A 22644-nucleotide genomic window follows, 5' to 3' on the forward strand; every position below is an offset into this window, starting at 1 on the left:
ATGAATCGAGAGAAATTAAAGCAATCATTTGAGCAACCTGAAAATCAATATAGAGGAGTTCCTTTCTGGGCTTGGAATGATGAGTTAAAACAAGAGGAATTGAATCGTCAGATTGATGGTTTCAAAGAACAAGGCATGGGCGGATTTATGATGCATGTGCGTGAAGGTTTAGAGACCCCTTATATGAGCGAACTATTTATGGACCGAATCAAGGATAGTGTCGCCAAAGCAAAGGAGTCGGAAATGACAGCCTGGTTATATGATGAGGACCGATATTCCTCCGGCATGGCCGGAGGAATGGTTGCGAAATTAGGCGGGGATGCGGTTCGCGCAAAGGCGCTGACTCTGACGATAAGCCGAAGTTTCGACCCTGATGATCTATCGATCCTAGTTGCTTACCGTGCCAACATCAATGGAGATGATCTCACTCATTTTAATCGAGTAACCGTTAAACAAGCCAGGGAAGAACTTATGCAAAGCGATGAAGTGTATCTCTTATTCCGAGTAAGGATTGCTAAAAAAAATGATTGGTCTCATGGTGATACTTATACGGATCTAATGAATCCAGAAACGGTTAGATTATTTATCGAAGCGAATTACGAACCATATAGAAAAGCAGTTGGAGAAGAATTTGGAAAAACAATTCCAGGGATATTTACGGATGAACCTACGGTTAAAGGTTTTTCCGAGCGTTTGGAAGAACCCGATCTAACTTGGATTGCATGGAGCGAGGTATTAGCCGAGGAGTTCGAAAGGAGAAGGGGTTATTCGATATGGGAGCTCCTCCCGTTCCTATTTTTCCGTGGAGAGGGTTCTTCGCAGATTCGTTACGATTACTGGTTAACCGTTACGGAAACATTTAGCGAGTCGTTTACTAAACAAATTGGAGATTGGTGCAGGGAGCACGGTCTTCAATTTACCGGACATTTTCATTCCGAAGGGAGTATCGTTGGTCAGGCTTTGCACAGCGGATCGGTTATGTCCCATTATCGGTATCTAGATATACCCGGGATCGATACTTTATGCGAAAAAACGGACGAGCATCTGACTCTGAAGCAAGTATCTAGCGTTGCGAACCAGCTGGGCAAGAAGCAGGTCATTACCGAAACCTATGGCGTAACCGGCTGGGACTTAACTTTCGAGAACCGCAGGTGGATAGGAGATTGGCAATTTGCCTTAGGTGTTAATTTGTTGACGCACCATTTATCTTGGTACTCGCTCAGAGGCTGTCGTAAACGCGATTATCCCCCTTCTTTTAACTATCACACGAATTGGTGGAATCATAATAAAAGCATGGAAGATTATTACGCTAGACTTAGCGCCGTACTTAGTCAAGGGAAGCTAACTCGAAACGTACTTGTTATTCATCCAGCTACATCTGTATGGTCAAAGTTAGGGCAAAGCGTGAATGCGGCATCGTGGAAAAATAGTGCTGGAAATGAATCTATACTTGCCGAATATGATCGTTCGTTTAATGCATTCGTAAACCGATTGGTCGAATTGCACATTGATTTCGATTTAGGCGATGAGCTAATCATGAAGGACTTCGCCGCGGCTGTGGGAGGAGCTATGCATGTCGGTGAGGCGCAATATCATTTAGTTGTGTTGCCGTCTCTTCACAATCTCATGTCTTCCACACTTGAATTGCTGCTTGCCTATATGAGCAGTGGAGGGAAGGTTGTTTCGTTCGGGGAAATCCCTTATTTACTAGATGGAACAACATTCAATTGTCATCGGCTGGACGCGTTTTTGAATCATAAAAATCTTATTCGTTTACAGAACGCAGGTGAACTTGAGTCGTATGTGATGAAAACGGTGTCCCGAGGAGTTGCCATTACGGATATGTCGGGCAACGAATCCGAACACTTCCTGCACATGCATCGGCAAGTCAATGACGGATCGGTCGTTTTCATTGTGAATAATGACCGACATCATACTCATCAAGTAAATATTAAAATCTCGGGCGGACAACGCTTGGAAGAATGGGATGCTTGGACGGGAAAGGTTACTAGACGGTTCACTGATTCAGCAGGCGATTCGGTCATATTCCGCGAGACATTTGGCCCTGCCCAGTCCAGGTTATATGTCTTGGGGAGCGACTCCGTCGTTCAGACCAATAATGAAACAGATGCGGTCGATGGTCTTGTTGAGAAATCAACCACGGGTGAACAATTTACTGCAGAGCTCGCACCTGTCGGATTCCAACGAACCGCACCTAACGCCTTTATTCTGGATCAATGCCAATTCCGTGTGGACGACGGAGAGTGGTCGGAGGCGATGGAGGTATGGAGAGCTCAGCGCATCATCCGTGAACGCCTCGGCATGCGTCAAGTCTTCCATAATGGCAATCTGCAAAGGTATATGTGGATTCATGAGGAGCACCCTTGCGATCAATCAGCGGTTGAACTCCGATTTACTTTCGTGGTAACGGACGTCCCTGCGACAGATACCTTCTTGGTTTTCGAAGATGCAGATCGTTTCGTGTTCGAACTAAACGGCAGGCGCATACAAGCATCGCCAGAAGGCTACTACATGGATATTTGCATGAAAAAGATTAAATTATTGGATTTGCGAGAAGGCATTAATACCCTTGATGTTCATATTGCTTATTGCCATGATATGGAGCTCGAAAATGGTTATATCATCGGCGATTTCGCGGTGGATCACAATCGTAGAATCACTCGCGAGCCTAGCATGCTGTCGTACGGCGACTGGCGCGAGCAAGGATATCCTTATTATTGCGGCAGTATGAACTATTGTTTTGAAATCGATAACGATGCTGTAATTGAAAATGGATACAAGCTAGAACTCGGAAAGTATGAAGCTGTTCTGCTCGACGTCAAGGTGAACGGAGAAGCGTGTAAGACGATTCCTTGGAGATGCGAATCATCGGTGGATTTGGAACCTTTCTTGATGGATGGGAAGCTGAGTCAAGTCATTATTGAAGTTATTGGAAGTCCTCGGAATTTGTTTGGTCCGCTTCACGAATCGGATGACGCGCCAAATTGGATGGATTGGTGGTCCTTCCATCCCAACGAAGAAGGGTATACGCCCGAATACAAGGGAGTTCCCTACGGACTAATTGAACCGATAAAGCTTATTAAAAAGGTGGAGAAGCGTTGAAACCGGTGCGATTAAGGATCAATAATTATTACTCCCCCTTTGGTATAGATACAGGTGTTCCTTTATTCGGATGGCAACTGGATAGCGAGGAGCGGGATCAATGCCAATCCCATTACCGAATCATCTTCGCTGAACGGGAAGTATCTCTCGAACGTTGCGAAGGTTTACTTTGGGACAGCGGGAAAGTGTATTCTTCCGAGCAATTCGGCATCGGCTACCAAGGGCAGCCTTTGAAAAGTGTAACGACTTATTACTGGAGGGTCGCCGTCTGGAATCAGCACGGAGAGATGAGCTGGAGCGATCCGAAGTCCTTGTTTACAGGGTATTTATATGAAGATGCTTGGAAGGCAAAATGGATTGGAGATGGAGGGACCAAGCCCTTCTATGCCCGCATGAGATTCGCGGCCGAAGGAAAGGTTAAGCGTGCTTATGCGCTTGTGTCTGGCCTTGGTCATTTTAAACTCTATATGAACGGCGAGAAAGTCGGACCGGGTGAAATGGATCCGGGCTGGACGAACTACAATAAATCCGTACAATACGTATGTTTTGATGTAACGAAACAGATGCGTGATGGCAACAATGTAATCGGTTTATCGGTTGGCAACGGCTTTTATTTGGGGGATGCCGGAGACCGGCATTTCTATACCCTCGATAAAGGTTATGAGTCTTTTGGCTCCGAGTTGCTTACAATAGGCGAATGGCATATCGAATATGAGGACGGTTCCATGCAACATGTACGAACGGAATGCGAGAATTGGAGAGTTAGAGAAAGTGCGACTACACTCGCTAATGTTTATGGTTCCGAGAACTTCGACGCAAGGCTTTATCCAGCAGGATGGTACGATCTTTCCTATGATGATTCATCGTGGGAAATTCCCAAGATACTCGCGCCACCGAAAGGAAAGCTAGTAAGTCAAAACCAGCCTCCGATTACAGTGAAGACCACCTACGATACGATCAAGATTGAGGAGCCAAAGGATCAAGTTTATGTTTTTGATCTAGGTCAAAATATGTCAGGCATGTTCGAGATTTATGTCAGCGGTCCTGCGGGGAGCAAGGTCACAATCAAGCCTGGCGAGCTTCGGAATGAAGACGCTACAGTAGCTACACCGTGGGATATTGTCACATATTCGGAATATACTCTTGCCGGAAGCGGAGAAGTGGAAGTATGGAAACCCGACTTCTCCTGTTATGGCGCGAGATGGGTGCAAATCGAGGGCTGTACGCGTGACGAGTCGGATACATCGAAACCATTCATTCATGATGTGAAAGGGCATTTTGTGACGTCGGTTTCAATGGATGCGGGACATTTCGAAACCGATGATCCTCGTATTAACAAGCTGGCTCAAATTATTATTAAGGCGATCGAGAGCAATCTGCAAAGCGTGCATTCGGATTGTCCTACTATCGAGAAACTGGGCTGGATTGAAACGGCGAGTCTAATGGGACCTTCCATTATGTTTGTCAAAGATGTTGAAGCCCTGTGGCTAAAAATAACACGAGACATGATCGAAGCTCAGACGGAAGAGGGCTTAATTCCCGATATTGCACCGGAATACTCCAAATTCAGTGAAGGATTTCGTGATTCTATCGCATGGGGCAGCGCTATTATTCTAGTACCCGAATTATTGTTGAAATGGTATGGCAATCGAACGGCAATGGTAGAAGCGTATCCTGCCATGAAGGCATACATGCGATATCTGAAGAGCAAAGAAGTAGAAGGCGGACTCATTAACCACGGGCTTGGCGATTGGGGAATCGTACCTCAAAGCGGCGGGGATTATATCGAAAATGTCGAAACGGCGTTTTATTATGAGTGTTACAAACGATTGTCGCAGTTTGCGTCTATGATCGGTCTGGATCACGATGCCGCGCATTATGCGTCAGAAGCGGAACGGGTAAAAGTGGTGTATAACGCCAAGCTATTGCGCTGGATACCGGATGAAGAGCGTTATTCTTACTGCAGACGGAATGGAGAGTTTGATCCGCTCAACCAAGTGATTCAGGCAATCCCATTAGCTTTTGAACTGGTGAATGAAAACTATCGTTCCGATGTAGAAGCGTCGCTGCTTAATGCTACAGCAGGGAGGCAATTTAAATCGGGAGAGATCGGACTTCGCTATTTATTCAATGCTCTTGCAGGTATGAAGCGCAATGATATCATCTTCGATATGATGATGCAGCCTGAGCACCCAAGTTATATCCGCTTCGTGGAGAAAGGCGAAACGGCCCTGCCGGAGTTTTGGACGGACAATGCAAGATCCCGTAATCATGATATGATGGGTCATATTTTGGAATGGTTATACAGAGAGCTTCTAGGCATCTCTTCTATTAGAGATGCTTACAAAGAAATAAACATTTCTCCTCTGTATCTGGAATCCGTCCGGGATATCAAAGGCAGTTATCAATCAGCAAGAGGGCTGATTGACGTTCATTTCTCTTACGACGAAGCTGGATCCAGACTCAGCGTAAGCATCCCTCCAAATACAACGGCACTAGTCAAGATTCCGCTCCTCTCATTCGGTAATGATCTATATGAGAACGGACAGAAAGTCGATTACAAGCCGGTAAGCGAACAAGGAAAGCATTATGCCGTAACGTCTATCCATTCGGGGGCGTATAGGTTCCGTACAGGGGATCTGTAAGGCTGAATTTACTCATACAAACGTATGAAAAGGCTTCAAGAACATTGCTAAAGGATCGTCCTTAGGGATGGTCCTTTTTCCGGATCATGGGCAGAAACAGGGATAGTCGGAATTGTATAAGAGCTATCGGAATTTTGCAATAGTTAATATGGAAGCGCTTTCTATATATCCGTTGCGTATACTAGCGATGTTTCAATCGACCTTGGACGGGTATTGCCACGTGAAGTAAGTATCAAGAAATTAAATTGTTGGGAATTCGTCTGTTGGAATATATAGACCGCATGCTTTGTTCCCGTGGCTACTGTAAAGTAATTCGCGAACTTGTCTGGGATGTTCGTTATTTATGTCAGCGGACAAGTGGGAGCAAGGTGATCAGTTCATTCCTATTTAGTTGTTCCGGAGGGGAACGGTCATGTTAAAAGTACTGATCGTAGAAGACGAGATAATCGCAAGGAGCAATATAAAGCTGATTATGAATTGGGAGCATAACGGCTATCGTATTTGTGGAGAAGCGAAAGATGGAATTGAAGCGCTGGATCTCATTAGATTAAACCTTCCGGATATTGTATTTACAGCTGTCCAAATGCCCCGTATGGGTGGGGTTGAATTGACAAGTGCGCTTTCGAGTCAATTTCCGAGTATTCAGGTCATTGTATTAAGTCATTATGACGATTATCAATACGTTTGTAACGCTTTAAAAAACGGGGCGATTGACTTTATACTCAAACAAAATCTCAGCGAGTCGACAATCCTAGAAACCTTAGATAGAGCTAGGGAGTTTGCCATAAAGAGAAGCACATCTTGGATGCTTGATCAAAATAGTCTTCTCGTTTTGCGCAACAAATTTATGATTGATTTGCTTTCCGGACTGTACAGAGAGGAAGAGTTCGAGAAACGAATTACGTTGCTCGATATTCAACTCGATCTAAATAACATTAGAACGATTATGATGATGATTGACGAATATAAGAATACGGTGGAAACTCGAAGCTTCAAAGAAATATCAATGCTTCATTTTTCTGTCCTTAATATTGTTGAAGAAATATTAAAGAACAAGGAAAACGGAGCCGTTTGCCATGTTACCGCCGATCAGTTCGTCATTTTTTTTTCCTATCCATCGGTAAGAAGTTCATTGGTTATTGAGCAGAGTACTTATCAAGTACTCGACGAAGTAAAAAGTTCATTGAAAAAGTACCTAAACTTATCGGTCAGCTTTAGTATTGGTCCAATAAGACGCGGAATCGAAGGGCTGAAATTCAGTTATGTTATTGCACGTAAACTTCTCAGTCAAAAGTTTTACCATGGAAAAAGCTTAATCATCACGCAGAGTGTATCACATTTTGACACTAAAACTTCTGAGGGCATTAGCCTCCTGGAGGAGAAAAGCCTGTTAAAGGTAATTAGATTAAAGGACAAGCAAAGCGCCTTCTTTACACTGGATCAGATTTTCGAGTCGATTTTGAAAGAAAAATTGGATTTTCAAAGTTTACATTTGTTGTTTAATGATCTCATCAGTATCGTAAATAGGGCTTGTAAAGAAACGCGGCTGGAACTTACGAGAGTATATGGAGAGCAACCGCCATCCGAGGCGATCCGTAACTTTGATACCCTTGACGACGCCAAACGGTGGTTCCATCAAGTATTCGTTAAGTTATTCGAAGTGCAGTCGGAAGCGGACCTCGTATACGCATCCGTTCATGTAAACAGAGCAATAGCTTATATACAGAACAACTATGCGCAAGAGATATCTCTGGTTACCATAGCGCAAGAGATTCGTATTAGCAGCGTGCATTTGAGCAAAGTATTCAAAGAAAAGGTCGGAATAGGGGTTAATGAGTATTTGAGCGAATACAGAATGAAGAGAGCAGCTATCTTGCTTGAAGAAGGGAAAATGGATCTCAGGAAAATCGCAGAAAACTGCGGGTTTCGGAACTATCCTTATTTCTTTAAAGTTTTTAAAAGACGATACAACTTAACCCCAAAGCAATATATGAATAGCGGAGATTGAAGAGTAGAGTCCCCCTAAAATCTTTGTATCTGTATAATGGAAGCTGAAAAAGTGAAATGACAAGCGCTTCGTGGATGATTAAGATAAACATCAGAAGCGCTTCTTTAATTGTAGAATAATAATTTTTGGAAAGAGGGTTAATTATGCTTAGTAGGATAATGAAAAGAAATGGGATCGTTTTATTGGCGTTGATAATCGCATTGTTGGGCTTCAATGTTGACTTATCCGAGGTAAAAGCGGCTAATTCCTCGGTATCCTTGACTTCAAATTATGTAACGAATGCTGGTAATTACGATAAAACAAAAATATTAAATGTGGCACGCGGAGGACATCTAATCAATAAAAATCTGCATTGGCTGCCTTCCTATTATGATTACATGGCAGCCGATGGGATTGATATGATGAGAATCGATTGGGTACTATCCGATCAGTTCTACCATGTAGTATCGCGTAATGGATCAGGACAGCTGGTGTACGATTTTACGAAGTTGGATGCGGTCGTATTGCCACTTGTTCAAAAGGGAATCAAACCTCTAATGGTCATGTGTTACCTTCCAAGCGTAATTGGAGGGACTGGAGTTGCGGGTCTAGGCTATCCTACGAATTTGAATGAGTATCGGTCCATTGTTCAAGCAGTCGTTCAGCATTACGTCAATCTTGGATATACAGGGTGGTACTGGGAATCTCACAATGAACCAGATAACAGCGTTGGTGGACCGCTATCGGCCAGCCAGATTAATACGATGTATCAATATTTTGCAAATGGCGTTCGCGCGATTGATCCGGCTGCAAAAATTGGAGGAGCAGGATTTGCGAATAATGTGAGCTCAAATTCCCGAATCAATGCATTTTTAGATTTTCTTGATGCTAATCCTACAATCCCGTTTGATTATCTTTCCGTCCATGAATACGGTGCAGCGAATTTTAATGATTCATTGAACGCCTTATTCACTAGCCGTGGGATGCCTCAGAAGGATATCATCTATTCCGAATGGAATTATGATTGGACCTCCGGTTCTCCAGGTACTCAAAAGGATACGAATGTTAACGCTGCCTATTTGGCAAAGAGAATGTACAGTGCACTTTTACGACCTGAACTTAAGAAAGTCTTGTATTTTACGCCGGCGGATGCACTTTCTGCAACCAGTTTATATTATGGCGATTCTGGTGTTTATACCATCGACGGACATCGGAAAGCGGGGGCAAATACATTTAACATGTATAGTAAATTGTTACCTACTATACTAACCAGTACTTTATCGGGTACTGGTACAAGCACGAACGACACTTACGGAATCGTGACTAAAGATCCGGTTACCAAAAAAGTTTCCATGCTCTTGTGGAACTATACCGCAACTCCAGCAGACATGACAATTAATCTGTCTAATTTACCTTACTTAACTGATAATACCAATGTTAAAGTGAACAAGACTTTGATAGATAGCACAAATGGGAATTATTACTATAATTACGCCTCGGGTTATAGAGGGACACAAGTCGGACCCAATGAATTGCCGGGACTCAAGGAAAGTTCGATTATAGAGAAGACCACAACGTTTTCCAGAGTTGAAACTTTGCCTGCTTATAGCGTTATGCAAATCATTTTAACGCCAACGACAAGCTCTCCAACAGCAGGCCCGGTAGATACTATCCAAGCATTGCCTGCATGCAATTTCGCAGCCGGTCAGCCTGTGACAACGAGTTCTTCACTCGAGTCGCCTACAGTCGGGTGGAGAAAAGCAAGTTTAACGGACGGGATCAATTATTCGTTCGAAATGGCCGATATCGGCAATCCCAATATGGGCTGGACTAGTAATCCGGGCTATGCGGATGCAAACCATACGGAATGGGCTTACGTCGATCTGGGAGCTTCCAAGACCATAAATAATGTCATGCTGTACGCAAGAAACGATTCATCTAACGACGGCAAAGGATTTCCCGTTGATTTTAAGATACAAGGATCCGCTGACGCAGTTGCATGGACGGATTTGGTAACACAAACGAATTATAATTCCGGCCAAGCGGTGAATTGGAAGCAGTTGTTCTCATTTGCAAGCGGGAACTATCGTTTTGTACGGGTGTATGCAACGAAACTCGGCAACGCAGCCGGAGACTATAGAATGCAATTGGCGGAATTCCAAGTATTCAACACGAGCAGCAGCTCCTGCTCGTCTACTGCTCCTGTTAACTTAGCGTTAAACAAAACCGTTACTTCAACAAGCAGTGTAGAGAATTATGGATGGTTCAGAACAAAAATTAATGATGGAGTACGCGGCAGTTCATCCAGTACCGCACGCGGTTGGTCCAGTAGTCTAGGCGTAACGACGAATCATACGGAATCCGTCACGATCGATTTGGGGTCAGCCAATATTATTAGTAAAGTCGATCTGTATCCTCGAAACGATAGCGGTCAATTGGGGAGCTTTTTCCCAATAAACTTTACAATCCAAGTATCGACGAACGGCACAACCTGGTCAACGGTTGCAACCCAGACCAATTACCCAAAACCAACTTCTGGTGGAGTTCAAAGCTTTAATATATCCCCGGTAAACGCGCGTTATGTAAAAGTAGAGGGGACAAATCTTAGACCCGAAACCGGAACGGAATATATGATGCAGGTTGCCGAATTGGAAATCTACTAATAACAAAGGCGATTATTCCTTCGGGGATAATCGCTTTTGTTCGAATTGAAGACTAAAGCGACAAGCCTTGGAGAAAAAGCCGTCGTTTATGTTGGTGAAGTCAATGGGTAGCAACTCTCTTTGAAACGAAGCTTCCGCCTGGTTTTCCGTTTGTATTACTGACATTGCTTATGGTCAGTTTTCATCGGAAAAGAACAGACGGCACGAATCGTAATAACAGAACGGAAAAGTGAAAGAAATGTCGACATTTTGAAATGGTAAGCGCATTCTTGAAAGCGTTATCCTTAATGAGTACAAACAACAAACTTAGAGGGGGAGTGATAGTTTTTGAGTAAAGAGATTAGACGGTTGGGAACAGGGAATCACTGCAAATACAATCGAAAACGAATCAACTCGCACGAAATATTCCGCAAAGAAGTTACATTCAGAATTGAGTTAATTTTAATTAGATGATAGGAGGAGGGAAAAAGTGAATTCTAAAAGATTATCAAAAAAACTAGTCTTGCGTTTTCTCGCATTTGTCCTGGCATTGTTGAGTATCTTTTATCAAATGCCATTGATCCCCGCGCAGGCGGCATCACAATCCGGATCTCCGATGGAAATGAATAGCGGTACAAACCTTGATTTCTCCAGTCTTGCCGGATGGACCACAACCGGTAATGTGACTCATTTGGCCAGTGGTGGTCAAGGAGGAAGCGGGGCCGCTTCCTTAGCCGCGGATTCATCCATTTCGCAAACTATCACAGGCATACCTCAAGGCTCGTATACCGTTTCTATATGGGCCAAAGGCACGGGGAGTACCAACGGCAACACCGCTACAAGGATGGTAGTCAGCAATACCGGCGGACCTGAAACCGTATCGAAGATATCAAGTTATACAAACAGCAACACATTTACTGATGTAGGACTCAGGACTGTACTCGTTTATAATGGCCAAATGACCATAACGGTTTCCACCCCGTCAGGCCATACTCTAGTTGTGGATAAAATTGAAATTACCCTTGATTCAAATGATGAGAATACGATTCAAAACTGGGATTTTGAGAGTAGCTTATCGGACTGGACTACAAGCGGTGATGTGTCAGTATCCAATGATGCGGACGCAGGAGCAGGTGCTGTAAAGCTCGGTACAGGAGCTGAAATCAGCCAGACAGTCGAAGTACAACCCAACAGCAGTTACATATTAACCATGAGAGCAAAGGTCGATGTGGCCGACGCATTCAGGCAGGATATGGTTAAAGTTCATTTGGGTGAAGGTCTTAATGTAGTGAGACTTGCCACAGGAAATCGCGTTAATCTGGGTGTGAAAAATGGCGTCACGGTTCTTAGACAAGCCCCTTCCTCAACAGAAGGCTATTCACTGATTTCCGTTTCTTTCAAAACAGGTCCGAGCGATACCCGTGTGACGATTTACGCTAACACGATATACGATCAGGCGTATAAAGATTCCGTCACGCTGTATACAACCGACACGCATGAATCTGGTGGTTTTTTAGCTGACGATTGGACCAGCAACGGGACGAACAATTCGCACGTGGACAACTTTAACCTTTTCCGTGTCAACAGCCATTATATCAGGGGCGCAGAAGCATCGTTTTTGCCTTTAATTGAGGATAATAATGGAAAATACTTCGCTAACGGTGTTCAGCAGGATATGCTCCGCATTATGTCGAATCACGGGGTAAACTCTATTGCCAATATGGTATTTGTAGAAGCCGGAGCTCTCGTGTATGAGGAATCGGGCGGCAAATATGTGCAGAGATGGGTTGGCTCGAATGACGAAGAGGGCAATCCGTATCCGTTAAAAATGGTACCCGGTGCCTTTGACAAGATAAGAACGGCTAACATTGGCGAGCGCGCCACGGCATTGGGTATGAGTTTTATGCCCGGCCTCCATTACAACGATACCTGGATGTCCCAGGCGCAGGCGAATACCCCTGTTTCATGGATTGAAACCAGCTATGATGGCGTCATGACGACGGCACCTCTTGAATTGCTGAAATCGGCAGTTTACAATTACGTCTACGACTTCATGAAGGAATTAAAGGACAGGAATGTCGATGTGATCGGCGTCAAACACGGAAACGAGCAGAACAGCGGCATACTCCGGCCTATAGGCAGTGGCGCCAGTTCCAATGGACATGTACAACTTGTAAACGCCTCCATTGAAGCGGCGCAGGCGGCATACCCAGGCTTGCCGGCATCTGTCCACTCAAACAATGGATATGGTGTAAGCAACTACACTTCTTGGTTCACAAGTATAATTAACAATGGTGTGAATGTAACAGCGCAAGCGGGTACTTCATATGGCGGTCACCCCACAAGTGACACGATGTCGATCAACCGAGCGATGAACGGCAACAACATTTTACGATACAATGACCAAATCGTCGCCGAGACCGCTCACGCATTTACAAGCTATGCGCTTAACGGCAGCGCTTCCACTATGGGGATTACCAATCATTACGACAGAAACTCCCCGAACGGTCATAACGGACAATACAACTGGCTTTTAGATTTTATACAGAGCGCATCGGATGTTCCTAATCCCTATGGGCAGATGCGTGGGTTCTATTGCTGGCCGGCAGAGTGGATTCCCACTGTAGGCGCGAACTGGTTCGAATACGGTCCGCCAGCCGAAACAGCCCGTACCCTTTTCAACAACGGCGACACGAGCATCCGGGAAATGGGAAGCGTCAAACCAGGTAAAGCGGGCGACATGATGGACAGCATGTACGCGTTCATGGCGCGCGGATGGCCCAAAGATAAGGCGGATACGATGCAGACTCCTTTGCAGGGATATGGTACGTATACCGTAGCACAAACGGATCCGACCGGAATTACTCTGACAAAGAGCAGCACGACGATAAGGGTCGGTCAGTCTGAGAAACTGCTCCCGACGATTACGCCTATGAATGAGGTTCTAACGGATAGTGAGATTCTCTGGACTTCTAGTGCCTCAGGCGTTGCCACAGTGAACAGCAAAGGTTTCGTTACGGGTGTATCGCCTGGAAGCGCCACTATCACGGCAAAAGTAGGGAACGTTTCTACTACCATCAGCGTCACAGTCAATTCCAACACGTTGGCGGACACGAATGTAGAAGGTGATTTGACACTCAATTATTCAATTAATAGCGGTTCTGCTTCTGCGATAGCAGACGGCATGACTATAAACGTCAATGTATTTGATAAAATTAGACTTACTCCATCGCTGGCGGCATCCGTAACCGATAAGGTCGTCTGGTATAAATCCAGCGATCCTGAAGTAGCTTCGTTCTTCGGTGAGACATGGCAGACTCCTCCAGGGGAGATGTTCCATCTGACCTCAGCGACTGGCACCAACAACGGAGGCACTCCATTTGTGCAGCTGAATGCCAAAAAGGGCGGTACGACGACGATTACGGCGCGCAACTCCGCAGGTGAAGAGCTGCTTAGCTTTGAGGTAGTATCCAAACATATTGCTGTTACAAAGGTAAACGTAAGCCCCAAGGATAATGAACTAGGTATCGGACGGACGGTGCAGCTGTCGGCAGCCATTGAACCTGCGAACGCCTCGTTATATAAGATCCATTGGAGTTCCTCTGACGAAGCGGTAGCGACCGTAAGCGACAAAGGCGTTGTAAAAGGCGTGGGACTAGGGTCAGCTATCATTCGAGCGACATCTGATGACATCGGAACTGATTTGTATGATGAGAGCATAGTCGAAGTTGTACCCCAAAAGGTTGAGTATATAGATCTCGACAAGACAACAATGACTATGCAGATAAACTCCAGCAGGACCTTGAATACAATCATTCAGCCTGTTAACGCTTACAATAAATCAGTGAAATGGGTATCAGACAATACTGCTGTAGCAACGGTGGACGAAAATACAGGATTGGTGTCAGCTCTAGGGTTAGGAACGGCCAATATTACGGCAACGACCCAAGACGGCAGCGAGCTTACCGCTTCATCTCTCGTTAAGGTCCAAGCGCATGCTATACCCCTCACGGGTATAGGCGTTGGGGAGGAGCTCAGAAGCGGGTACTACTTCAAATCAAACTATTTCTCAACATATTCTGATAGCAGCTATAATCCCAAGGTGGATGAAAATAAACCCACATATCTTTTGAGGGTGACCTCTGCACCTGATGATGCCACCAATACCGACGTAATATGGACATCAAGCAATCCGGGTGTTGTCTCAGTGGCTTTGGATGGTATGATCACAGCGCATAAGCCTGGCTTCGCAATGATAACCGCGACCTCAGTGGAAGGCGGCCACACCGTCAACGTGCCGATATACGTGCCGACGATCAGTGAGAATTTCAATAATAGAGCCGTTGATAACACATGGGGAGATAATGGACCGGCCATTACAAATGCAAGTAGTGTTATAACCGGCGCTACCGGGGCTATGGGTGGATCAGTAAAAGAAAGTGTATCAAACACCGATGACCATTATTTGAGCTACTCTGTAAATGCCGGCGGCGACAGAGGTTCGTTAAAGACATTTTCTCCCGCTGTCAAAAATGACAAGGTTGTAGTTGATTTTGATTTCAATGCAGCTAATCCTACAGGTAGTACAAACGGAGCGTATTTTGCGCTTCTGGACAACAATAAAAATATTTTATTCGGCATGGAAGCAAGGAACGGGGTGCTTAATTACAGTGCGGGTGGAAAACCATTACGGTATAATGGGCTGACTACCTCTTCAGACCCCTTAACTCTCGCCAATGCCAAACCTGTCGGAACTAATTTCAATTCATTCAATGTTTGGAATAATCTTCATATCGAACTGAACATGAAGACGAATACAGTTGACTTTACCATTACAAGAAAAGATGATCCGTCGATCACGACGTCCCATACTGGGATATCATTAGGAACTGATCATACCGGCATGCTTAACAATCTACTACTTTACGCAACTCGCAGTAGTGGCAACGTAGTTTGGAATGCGTCGATCGATAACTTTAACGTATATGCGGCGGCGCCAGTGCCCGATCAGGTGCTTTTGAATACTAAAACGGTAAATCTTGTGCCTATCGAGGGTACAATATCCTCTGAATACCAGCTTGAGGCGAGTGTCGCACCAGCCGAAGTCAGCCAAGGTATCACATGGAGTTCAAGTAACCCAAGTCTAGTAACTGTGACGGACGGACTTGTTAAACCGACAAACATGGTAGACACCGTAGGCAATATTGTGTCTGGTGAAGCTGTCATATCGGCAAGGTCAACGGAAGACTCGACCATTTTCGCTACCGCTACAGTCAACATAGTCAATCCCACAGATATATCCTATGAATGGTTTAAGTTAACGGACACTCAGGGTAAACCTTACGAAGACGGTACTTTTGACGTGGAAACCGGAAACGAATTATTATTAACGCCAAGAGTTGGTGTCGCTGGTACCGACAGGCCGATAGCCTCGGCAAACTGGACGACCTCGACTCCTGATTTAGTCAGCATAACACCCGAGTCGAACGGGGGAGCCAATATCCGCTTCCTAGAGATGGGTGAAGCCAAGATTAGAGTAACGGCTAATTTCTATTATGAGACGGATCAGGTGTTTGATGTAACATTCAATATCACTGGCTCCAAACTACTCGACACCTCCGCGCTCATAACCGCTATACAAAATGCGGAGGCGGCCAAAACATATGAGGATAAGTATTATAAGCAGAACACCCTATTGGCGTACAAGACTACGGTGGAACAAGCCCAGGAACATTTAGTCGAGGCAATAACCGAAGAATGGGATTATCTATACCAAAACATCATTGACATGGATGTACAGAAATTAAACGCAGCAGTTAATGCTCTGCAGTTGCTTGATGTCATTGAAGTTGAAGCGATCAAGATTAACTCCATTGTCCTTCCGTTTGCTGTTGGGATGACTAGAAACGCCAGCGCGGTCGTAACACCCGCATTTGCTACTAACGACAGGGTGGTCTGGTCGTCCGGAAACGAAACCGTTGCTACGGTTGATGAGTACACCGGTGTAATTAAAGCCGTAGGACCAGGCTCAGCAACGATCTATGCCAAAGATATTAAGGGAATGATTACCGACAACATAACCGTTACTGTGAATGCTCTCAATAATGGAGATATTTCCTCTTACTTTGATTCTTATGCAGGAAGCGTATCGGCTGGTGGGACTCATGGTGTTAATACACCTAATCACCCGTTGCTTAACGCAAGGAATGGAACAACTAATCTAGTTTGGACAACAGGCAATAGCAACGAGTCATGGTGGATGGTGGATCTTGGTGCGGAAGCTATTATCGAGCAGATCGATATAGCCTTCTGGGGGCAGCCGAGCCGATTCGTCCTACAGGTAGCGTCAGATAGCTCAGGTCCATGGACTACTTTACATGACACCCTAGGTGAATTAGCAGCAGATGGAGGTCCAACAAATCCGGCGTCATATACCGCGCCTGCCAATACGAAAGGGCAGTATATAAGGGTAAACAACTTAAAGGCAACTGGATCTCAATGGACCGCAATGACCTATTTCAGAGCTATTGGAACTTTTGAGATTGAGGGAACGGGCGAAACGATAGATAGGTCGGCACTTGCTGCTTTAATTAATGAAGCTTCGGATCTGAGACAACATGACTATACCACGGCTACGTGGCAGACCATGCAGTCTGCGCTGGAAAATGCAAAAACAGTATTGACAAACGCGGAAGCTACACAAACCGAAATTAACGACGCCGTCACTGTGTTAGAAAACGCAATTGATGCTTTGACTGTCAGTATTTTCAATACCGTAACTGTAAATGGCGGCTCCGGTGACGGCAGCTATGAGGCAGGTGTTACCGTGACTATCGCAGCGGATGCCCCCCCTCAAGGCAATCAGTTTAAGGAATGGACGGTAGAAGGTGGTGGCGTTATCTTGGCGGATGCGCAGGCTGCAAGCACCACATTCACCATGCCAGAAAACGCCGTGGAAGTAACAGCGTCGTATGAGGACGCACCAGTAGTCCCTACGATCACAACACTCTATCTAATCGGCGGCACGGTTGGTACGGACTACAGTCAGACACTTGCGGCAACCGGCAATACGCCGATTACATGGAGCATTGACAACGGCAACCTGCCGGACGGACTAAGCTTGTCGGGCAACACGATTTCCGGCACGCCGACAGCGCTTGGAACCTTCAACTTCACCATGAAGGCGACAAACACAGCGGGCAACGTTACTCAGGCATTAAGCATTGTCATTAGCTCTACAGCAACTCTAGAGAGCGCGACCATCGGCCCTGTAACGAGAGTCTTTGATCTGGATAATCCAACTGATATCGTTACGTCGATTACCTGGAATGATGCAACTACTGTAACCGGGGTAGTCAATGGTACAGATGATCTGGAATCGCCTAATGACTTTACCTTAGTCGGAAATATACTGACTATTACAGAAGATTTTTTATCAGGATTGAATCTGTCAGACGGTGATGCCATGGTGCTTAGCATCTCCTTCGATGTAGGAAATGCAACACTAACGATTGAAGCAGAACAAAGCCCCATTCCTGGAACGGATGCTTCCTTAAGTGATCTGACGGTGGGCGGTATTGCCGTGAGCGATTTTATCAAAGGTACTTACATCTATAGCGTGGAACTGCCTTATGGTACCCAGAGCGGTAGCCAACCAGCTATAGTCGCCGCCATAGCTTCCGATTCAAAAGCTGCCGTCAGCATTACGCAAGCCGCGACACTACCCGGTAGCGCCATTGTGGGGGTAACAGCCGAGGATGGTACGACGAAGCAAACCTATATTATTAACTTTACGCTGGGAGCAGCGCCGAACACAGCACCGATCCGCAAGGGTGAGGTACCGGCTGCAGCGACGGCAAGCGTGACGGTGAATAATACCTACACCATTAATCTGGCAGCAATATTTGAAGATGCAAACGCAGATACATTGACCTACAAGGTATCGGTGAACGGAGCCGCAGACATAGGAGCCAGTGCGAATTACTCCTATACCCCGACCTCCACAGGAACGACTGCGCTGGTATTCAAGGCCAATGACGGCAAGGTAGATTCCATCGACACTTATACAATGACGCTGACAGCAAACGCAGCCTCAAATGGCGGAGGCGGAGGTACACCAATTACTCCACCAAGCACTCCGCCTGTAGGAGGAACAACGAAAACAGAAATAACGATTACAGGAAATACGGCCACTGTCACAACAACCGTTACAGTTACCGTTGACGACAGCGATAAAGCAACCGCAGCCGTTACACAGGAACAGATAAGCTATGCCATCAGTCAGGCATTGGCAGAAGTCGAAAAACATGAAAACATTACAGCGATAGCTATAGAAATCAAGGTAGACGCCAAGGCGGATGCCACAACCGTAGAATTCATCATACCGAAAAGTGCTATGGAGGTTGCTGCAGACGGTAAAACGGATTCTCTTAAAGTAACTACTCCTTTTGCCCATATCTACTTTGACGCAGATGCCCTCTCCTCCATATACAGTGAAGCGGCGGAAGACATAAAGATAACAGCATCAAAGGTAGAAGTCTCCACTCTTTCAGCCGAAGCACAACAGGCTGTGGGAGAGCGCCCGGTGTTCTATTTCAGCGTCACTAGCGGAGATAAGACAATCTCTCAATTTGGAGGCAGAGTATCCGTTGCAGTACCTTATACGCCTAAAGACGACGAGCATACAAATTCAATCGTTATCTACTACATCAACGCAGAAGGGAAATTAGAAATTGTAAACAATAGCATTTATGATCCAGAAACCGGCACGATAAGCTTCATAACAAACCACTTCTCACTCTATGCAATAGGTTACAACAAAGTGGACTTCAATGATGTAGCGGCAAACGCGTGGTACAGCCAAGCAGTAGGCTTTATCGCAGCGAGAGGCATCACCGAGGGGACGGGAGGCGGAAATTACAGCCCTGATGCCAAGCTGACCCGCGTAGAATTCCTTGTGATGATGATGAGAGCGTACGGCATCGCTCCTGATGTAAACAGGGCAGATAACTTTGCGGACGCAGGCAACACCTGGTACACAGGATACTTGTCAGCAGCCAAGGAGTTGGGCATATCTGACGGCGTGGGCAATAACATGTTCGCACCGGGTAAGGAAATTACCCGTCAGGAAATGTTTACCTTGCTCTACAATGCGCTGAAGCTCATGGGGAGTCTACCCGAGGGAAACTCTGGCAAAACCTTATCCGATTTCGTCGATGCAGGTGATATCGCCGAATCCTGGGCAAAGGACGCAATGACGCTGCTGGTTGAAACAGGAACCATCAGTGGCAGTGGCGGTAGGCTGTCACCGACAAGCACCAGTACCAGGGCGGAGATGGCGCAGGTCATTTATAACCTGCTGTCAAAGTAACCTGGTGGAATATAAGCGATAAAGTACCATAGTAGTGACATCAACAGTTTAATAACCAAAAGGTAACCTGCTTAAAAGCAGGTGCGCAAAGCTATAAGGTCTAAGATGCTTTAGAACGAAGATAGTCTGGCTTGCGAAACACACGAAAGCCTGCCCTTTTTCAAGAAGGGCAGGCTTTTGTGTGCTTGGCAGTACAACGACAAACCACATTTACTCGTCGAACGTATGTTACGACTTTTGATAGCTGCGGCGGAAGGCGCCGGGTGTAAGCTGTTCCATCTTTTTGAAGATTGCTCCATAATTCAACGGTAGAGCGTGTTCTCATGCAGCCCCATTTCGAATCCGCATGCACGGTTTGATAGGAGTCTGAGGGAATAATCCCACTTCTTGACCTACTACTAATTATTTAGACTATAGGTATTTGAAGGATGTCGGAAATATGAAAGTAAAGTAGGAGTTGTCTCATTGTTACTCTACTGATGTGATGCTTATGATGTAAGTGAGTACATGCAGGTTGAACGATTGGGTTTAAAACTGCCAGTTAACCTTGAAATCAATGAAGTTATCAGGCTCTTGAGAAAGTCATATTTATCCGAGCATTTAGTCAATCGGTAGATAAAGCTGTCTCTCAGATCGTTTCTAATCAACTTTTTCATTCCGAGATGAGAATAATAGCATAAAAAATGGTCTGTTAAAAATCAATGAGACGATCTCAATAGCCTGACTTTTGCATTTATTGCTCAGTAAACCGGAAAATCGTTGAGATCTAGATGCAGTGTTGCATCTATTAGGTACATGAAAGGGGAATTCGATAACAATGATCATTGATCGACACACGACTTATCGCTTGCCTAAGAAGTTAACCTCTCCAGTACGCCATGCTTGGGAAATGGTGGGAAGGGATCTTAAATATGTGTTTGGAGAGGTGCCAAAGCTTCAAGTGGACGAAGACGCTCCAGTTGAAGTGGAAGTCCGTTATGCTCTTTTGGAGGATCTATGCCCCGAGCATCCAGAGGCATTTTCTTTTCAGTTTATCGCAGCAGATGGGGTCATGACACTCCACATTATGGCCCACGATGACCTCGGGCTAGTATTTGGTTTGTTAGAATATAGTCGCAGATATCTGGGAGTGGATCCGTTCTGGTTCTGGATGGATAAATACCCGGTGCGCCGGGGCGAAATACACCTTTCCGAAGAGAATTACGATTCTCCAGAGTCGTTTGTTCGTTTCCGAGGATGGTTCGTCAACGATGAAGTGTGCTTGATTGGATGGAAGGAGGAGTATCCCCCAGCCAAAGAAGTATGGTATCCCGTCTTCGAAGCCTTACTGCGGTGCGGCGGCAATATGTTGATCCCCGGTACCGATCTGCCTAAACATGGCATTCATGCTGATCTTGCGTCAGAGATGGGGTTATGGGTAACGCACCATCATGCAGAGCCGCTTGGCGCTGAGATGTTCCTGCGTGCATATCCCGGCAAGAAGGCTAGCTATCAAGATAATCCGGAGCTGTTCGAAGCTTTATGGGAGGAAGCAATTGAAACACAGAAGGACCGGAAGATTGTTTGGGTTCTTTCCTTCCGAGGGCAAGGAGACCAGCCTTTTTGGATACAAGACCCTTCATTCGATACACCAGCGAAGCGCGGAGAGATGATCAGCAGAGTCGTCCTTAGGCAGTATGACATGGTTAAGCAGAAGGTTGAAGAACCGTATTGCTGTGTAGCTTTATACGGCGAGATTGCAGAATTATACAAGGCAGGTCATATCGATATCCCTGAAGATATTATGCGAATATGGGCCGATAATGGGTACGGTAAGATGGTTTCCCGTCGTCATAACAACCATAATCTGAGAGTTCCTTCGCTCCCTTCGAAAGAAGACGGAGGGAAGCACGGTGTTTACTATCATGTAACGTTCCACGATCTTCAGGCATCAAATCATTTGACCCTTTTCCCCTCTCCAGCTTCCTTTATCCAGCAGGAACTGGAGGATGCTTTCCATTCGGGAGCATTCTCATACCTGCTGGTGAACAGCGGAAATATTAGACCGCATGTATATACCTTGGACTTTATCCGCGAGCTGTGGAGCAATGGTCATGCGGATTCAAAGGAGCACCTCCTTCAATTTGTATACCGTATGTACTCCGCTTGCGAAGACGAGATTGCCGCGTTACATCTTGATTACGCTGAGCAGACCATTTCGTACGGCCCAAATGAAGATGATCGTGCGGGTGAGGAGTTCTATCATCATCCGGCCCGAGAGATCGTCGGTCATTGGCTTCAAGGGAGAGGCGGACAGCCGTTGCAGGGGCTGAACTGGGCAACGGGGGCGGTCGGTTTTGCGGAGCAGGTTGATTGGTTTAGCCGCAAATGCGTGGACGCGGTACCTAGCTGGGAGTTACTCAAAAAGCGCATCGACAAGCTTATAACGAAGCTTCCGAACGAGGAGCAGCAAAGAATGAATGATCATCTGCTGCTACACGTCAAGCTGCATCTATCCGGCTGCGAGGGTTTTGCAGCTTTAGGTGATTCTTATAAAGCTTACATGAATAAGGAGTTTCCCGCTGCATTCGTACATGCATCGCGGGCAATGCGGTGCTATCAACAGGGATTAGAAGCTATGCAAGAAGCTGAACACGGACATTGGCACAATTTCTACCGAGCGGACTGGCTCACGAATATACAGAGCACCGTGAACAATATGGATACTTTAAGAAGATGGCTGCGTGTCCACGGAGACAGTCCCGATTTCTTTGCCTGGTATAAAAATTATCTCATGCCGGAAACGGAGAAATATATTTATTTAGAAAATACGCATCGCAATCCCTTGTCAGACGACGAGTTGGCTCGAAGATTGCAGGAGAAGTTTGAACTGTGAGG

General features: G+C 45.7%; 6 protein-coding genes and 1 riboswitch. All 6 genes read left to right on the forward strand.

The window, feature by feature from the left end:
* On the forward strand, positions 1-3123 hold the full coding sequence (locus tag AC0YN3_RS10670; protein ID WP_475775034.1) for a glycosyl hydrolase: 3123 nt from the start codon (positions 1-3) through the stop codon (positions 3121-3123).
* Positions 3124-3128: 5 nt separating this feature from the next.
* Positions 3129-5768 carry a family 78 glycoside hydrolase catalytic domain gene (locus AC0YN3_RS10675; protein WP_475775125.1) on the forward strand — a complete coding sequence of 880 codons (2640 nt, stop codon included), beginning with the start codon at positions 3129-3131 and terminating at the stop codon, positions 5766-5768.
* A gap of 412 nt (positions 5769-6180) precedes the next feature.
* Positions 6181-7776: a response regulator gene (locus AC0YN3_RS10680; RefSeq protein ID WP_475775035.1), complete on the forward strand. Its 1596-nt coding sequence runs from the start codon at positions 6181-6183 to the stop codon at positions 7774-7776.
* 143 nt (positions 7777-7919) lie between these two features.
* On the forward strand, positions 7920-10418 hold the full coding sequence (locus AC0YN3_RS10685; RefSeq protein ID WP_475775036.1) for a discoidin domain-containing protein: 2499 nt from the start codon (positions 7920-7922) through the stop codon (positions 10416-10418).
* 469 nt (positions 10419-10887) lie between these two features.
* Positions 10888-19767, forward strand: a complete 8880-nt coding sequence (locus tag AC0YN3_RS10690) for an Ig-like domain-containing protein (protein ID WP_475775037.1) — start codon at positions 10888-10890, stop codon at positions 19765-19767.
* A 51-nt stretch (positions 19768-19818) separates the two neighbouring features.
* Positions 19819-19905, forward strand: a riboswitch (cyclic di-GMP riboswitch).
* A 679-nt stretch (positions 19906-20584) separates the two neighbouring features.
* Complete coding sequence (locus tag AC0YN3_RS10695; protein WP_475775038.1) at positions 20585-22642, forward strand: glycosyl hydrolase 115 family protein; 2058 nt, start codon at positions 20585-20587, stop codon at positions 22640-22642.
* Positions 22643-22644 lie beyond the last annotated feature (2 nt).

Source organism: Paenibacillus sp. J22R232, from assembly GCF_056269165.1.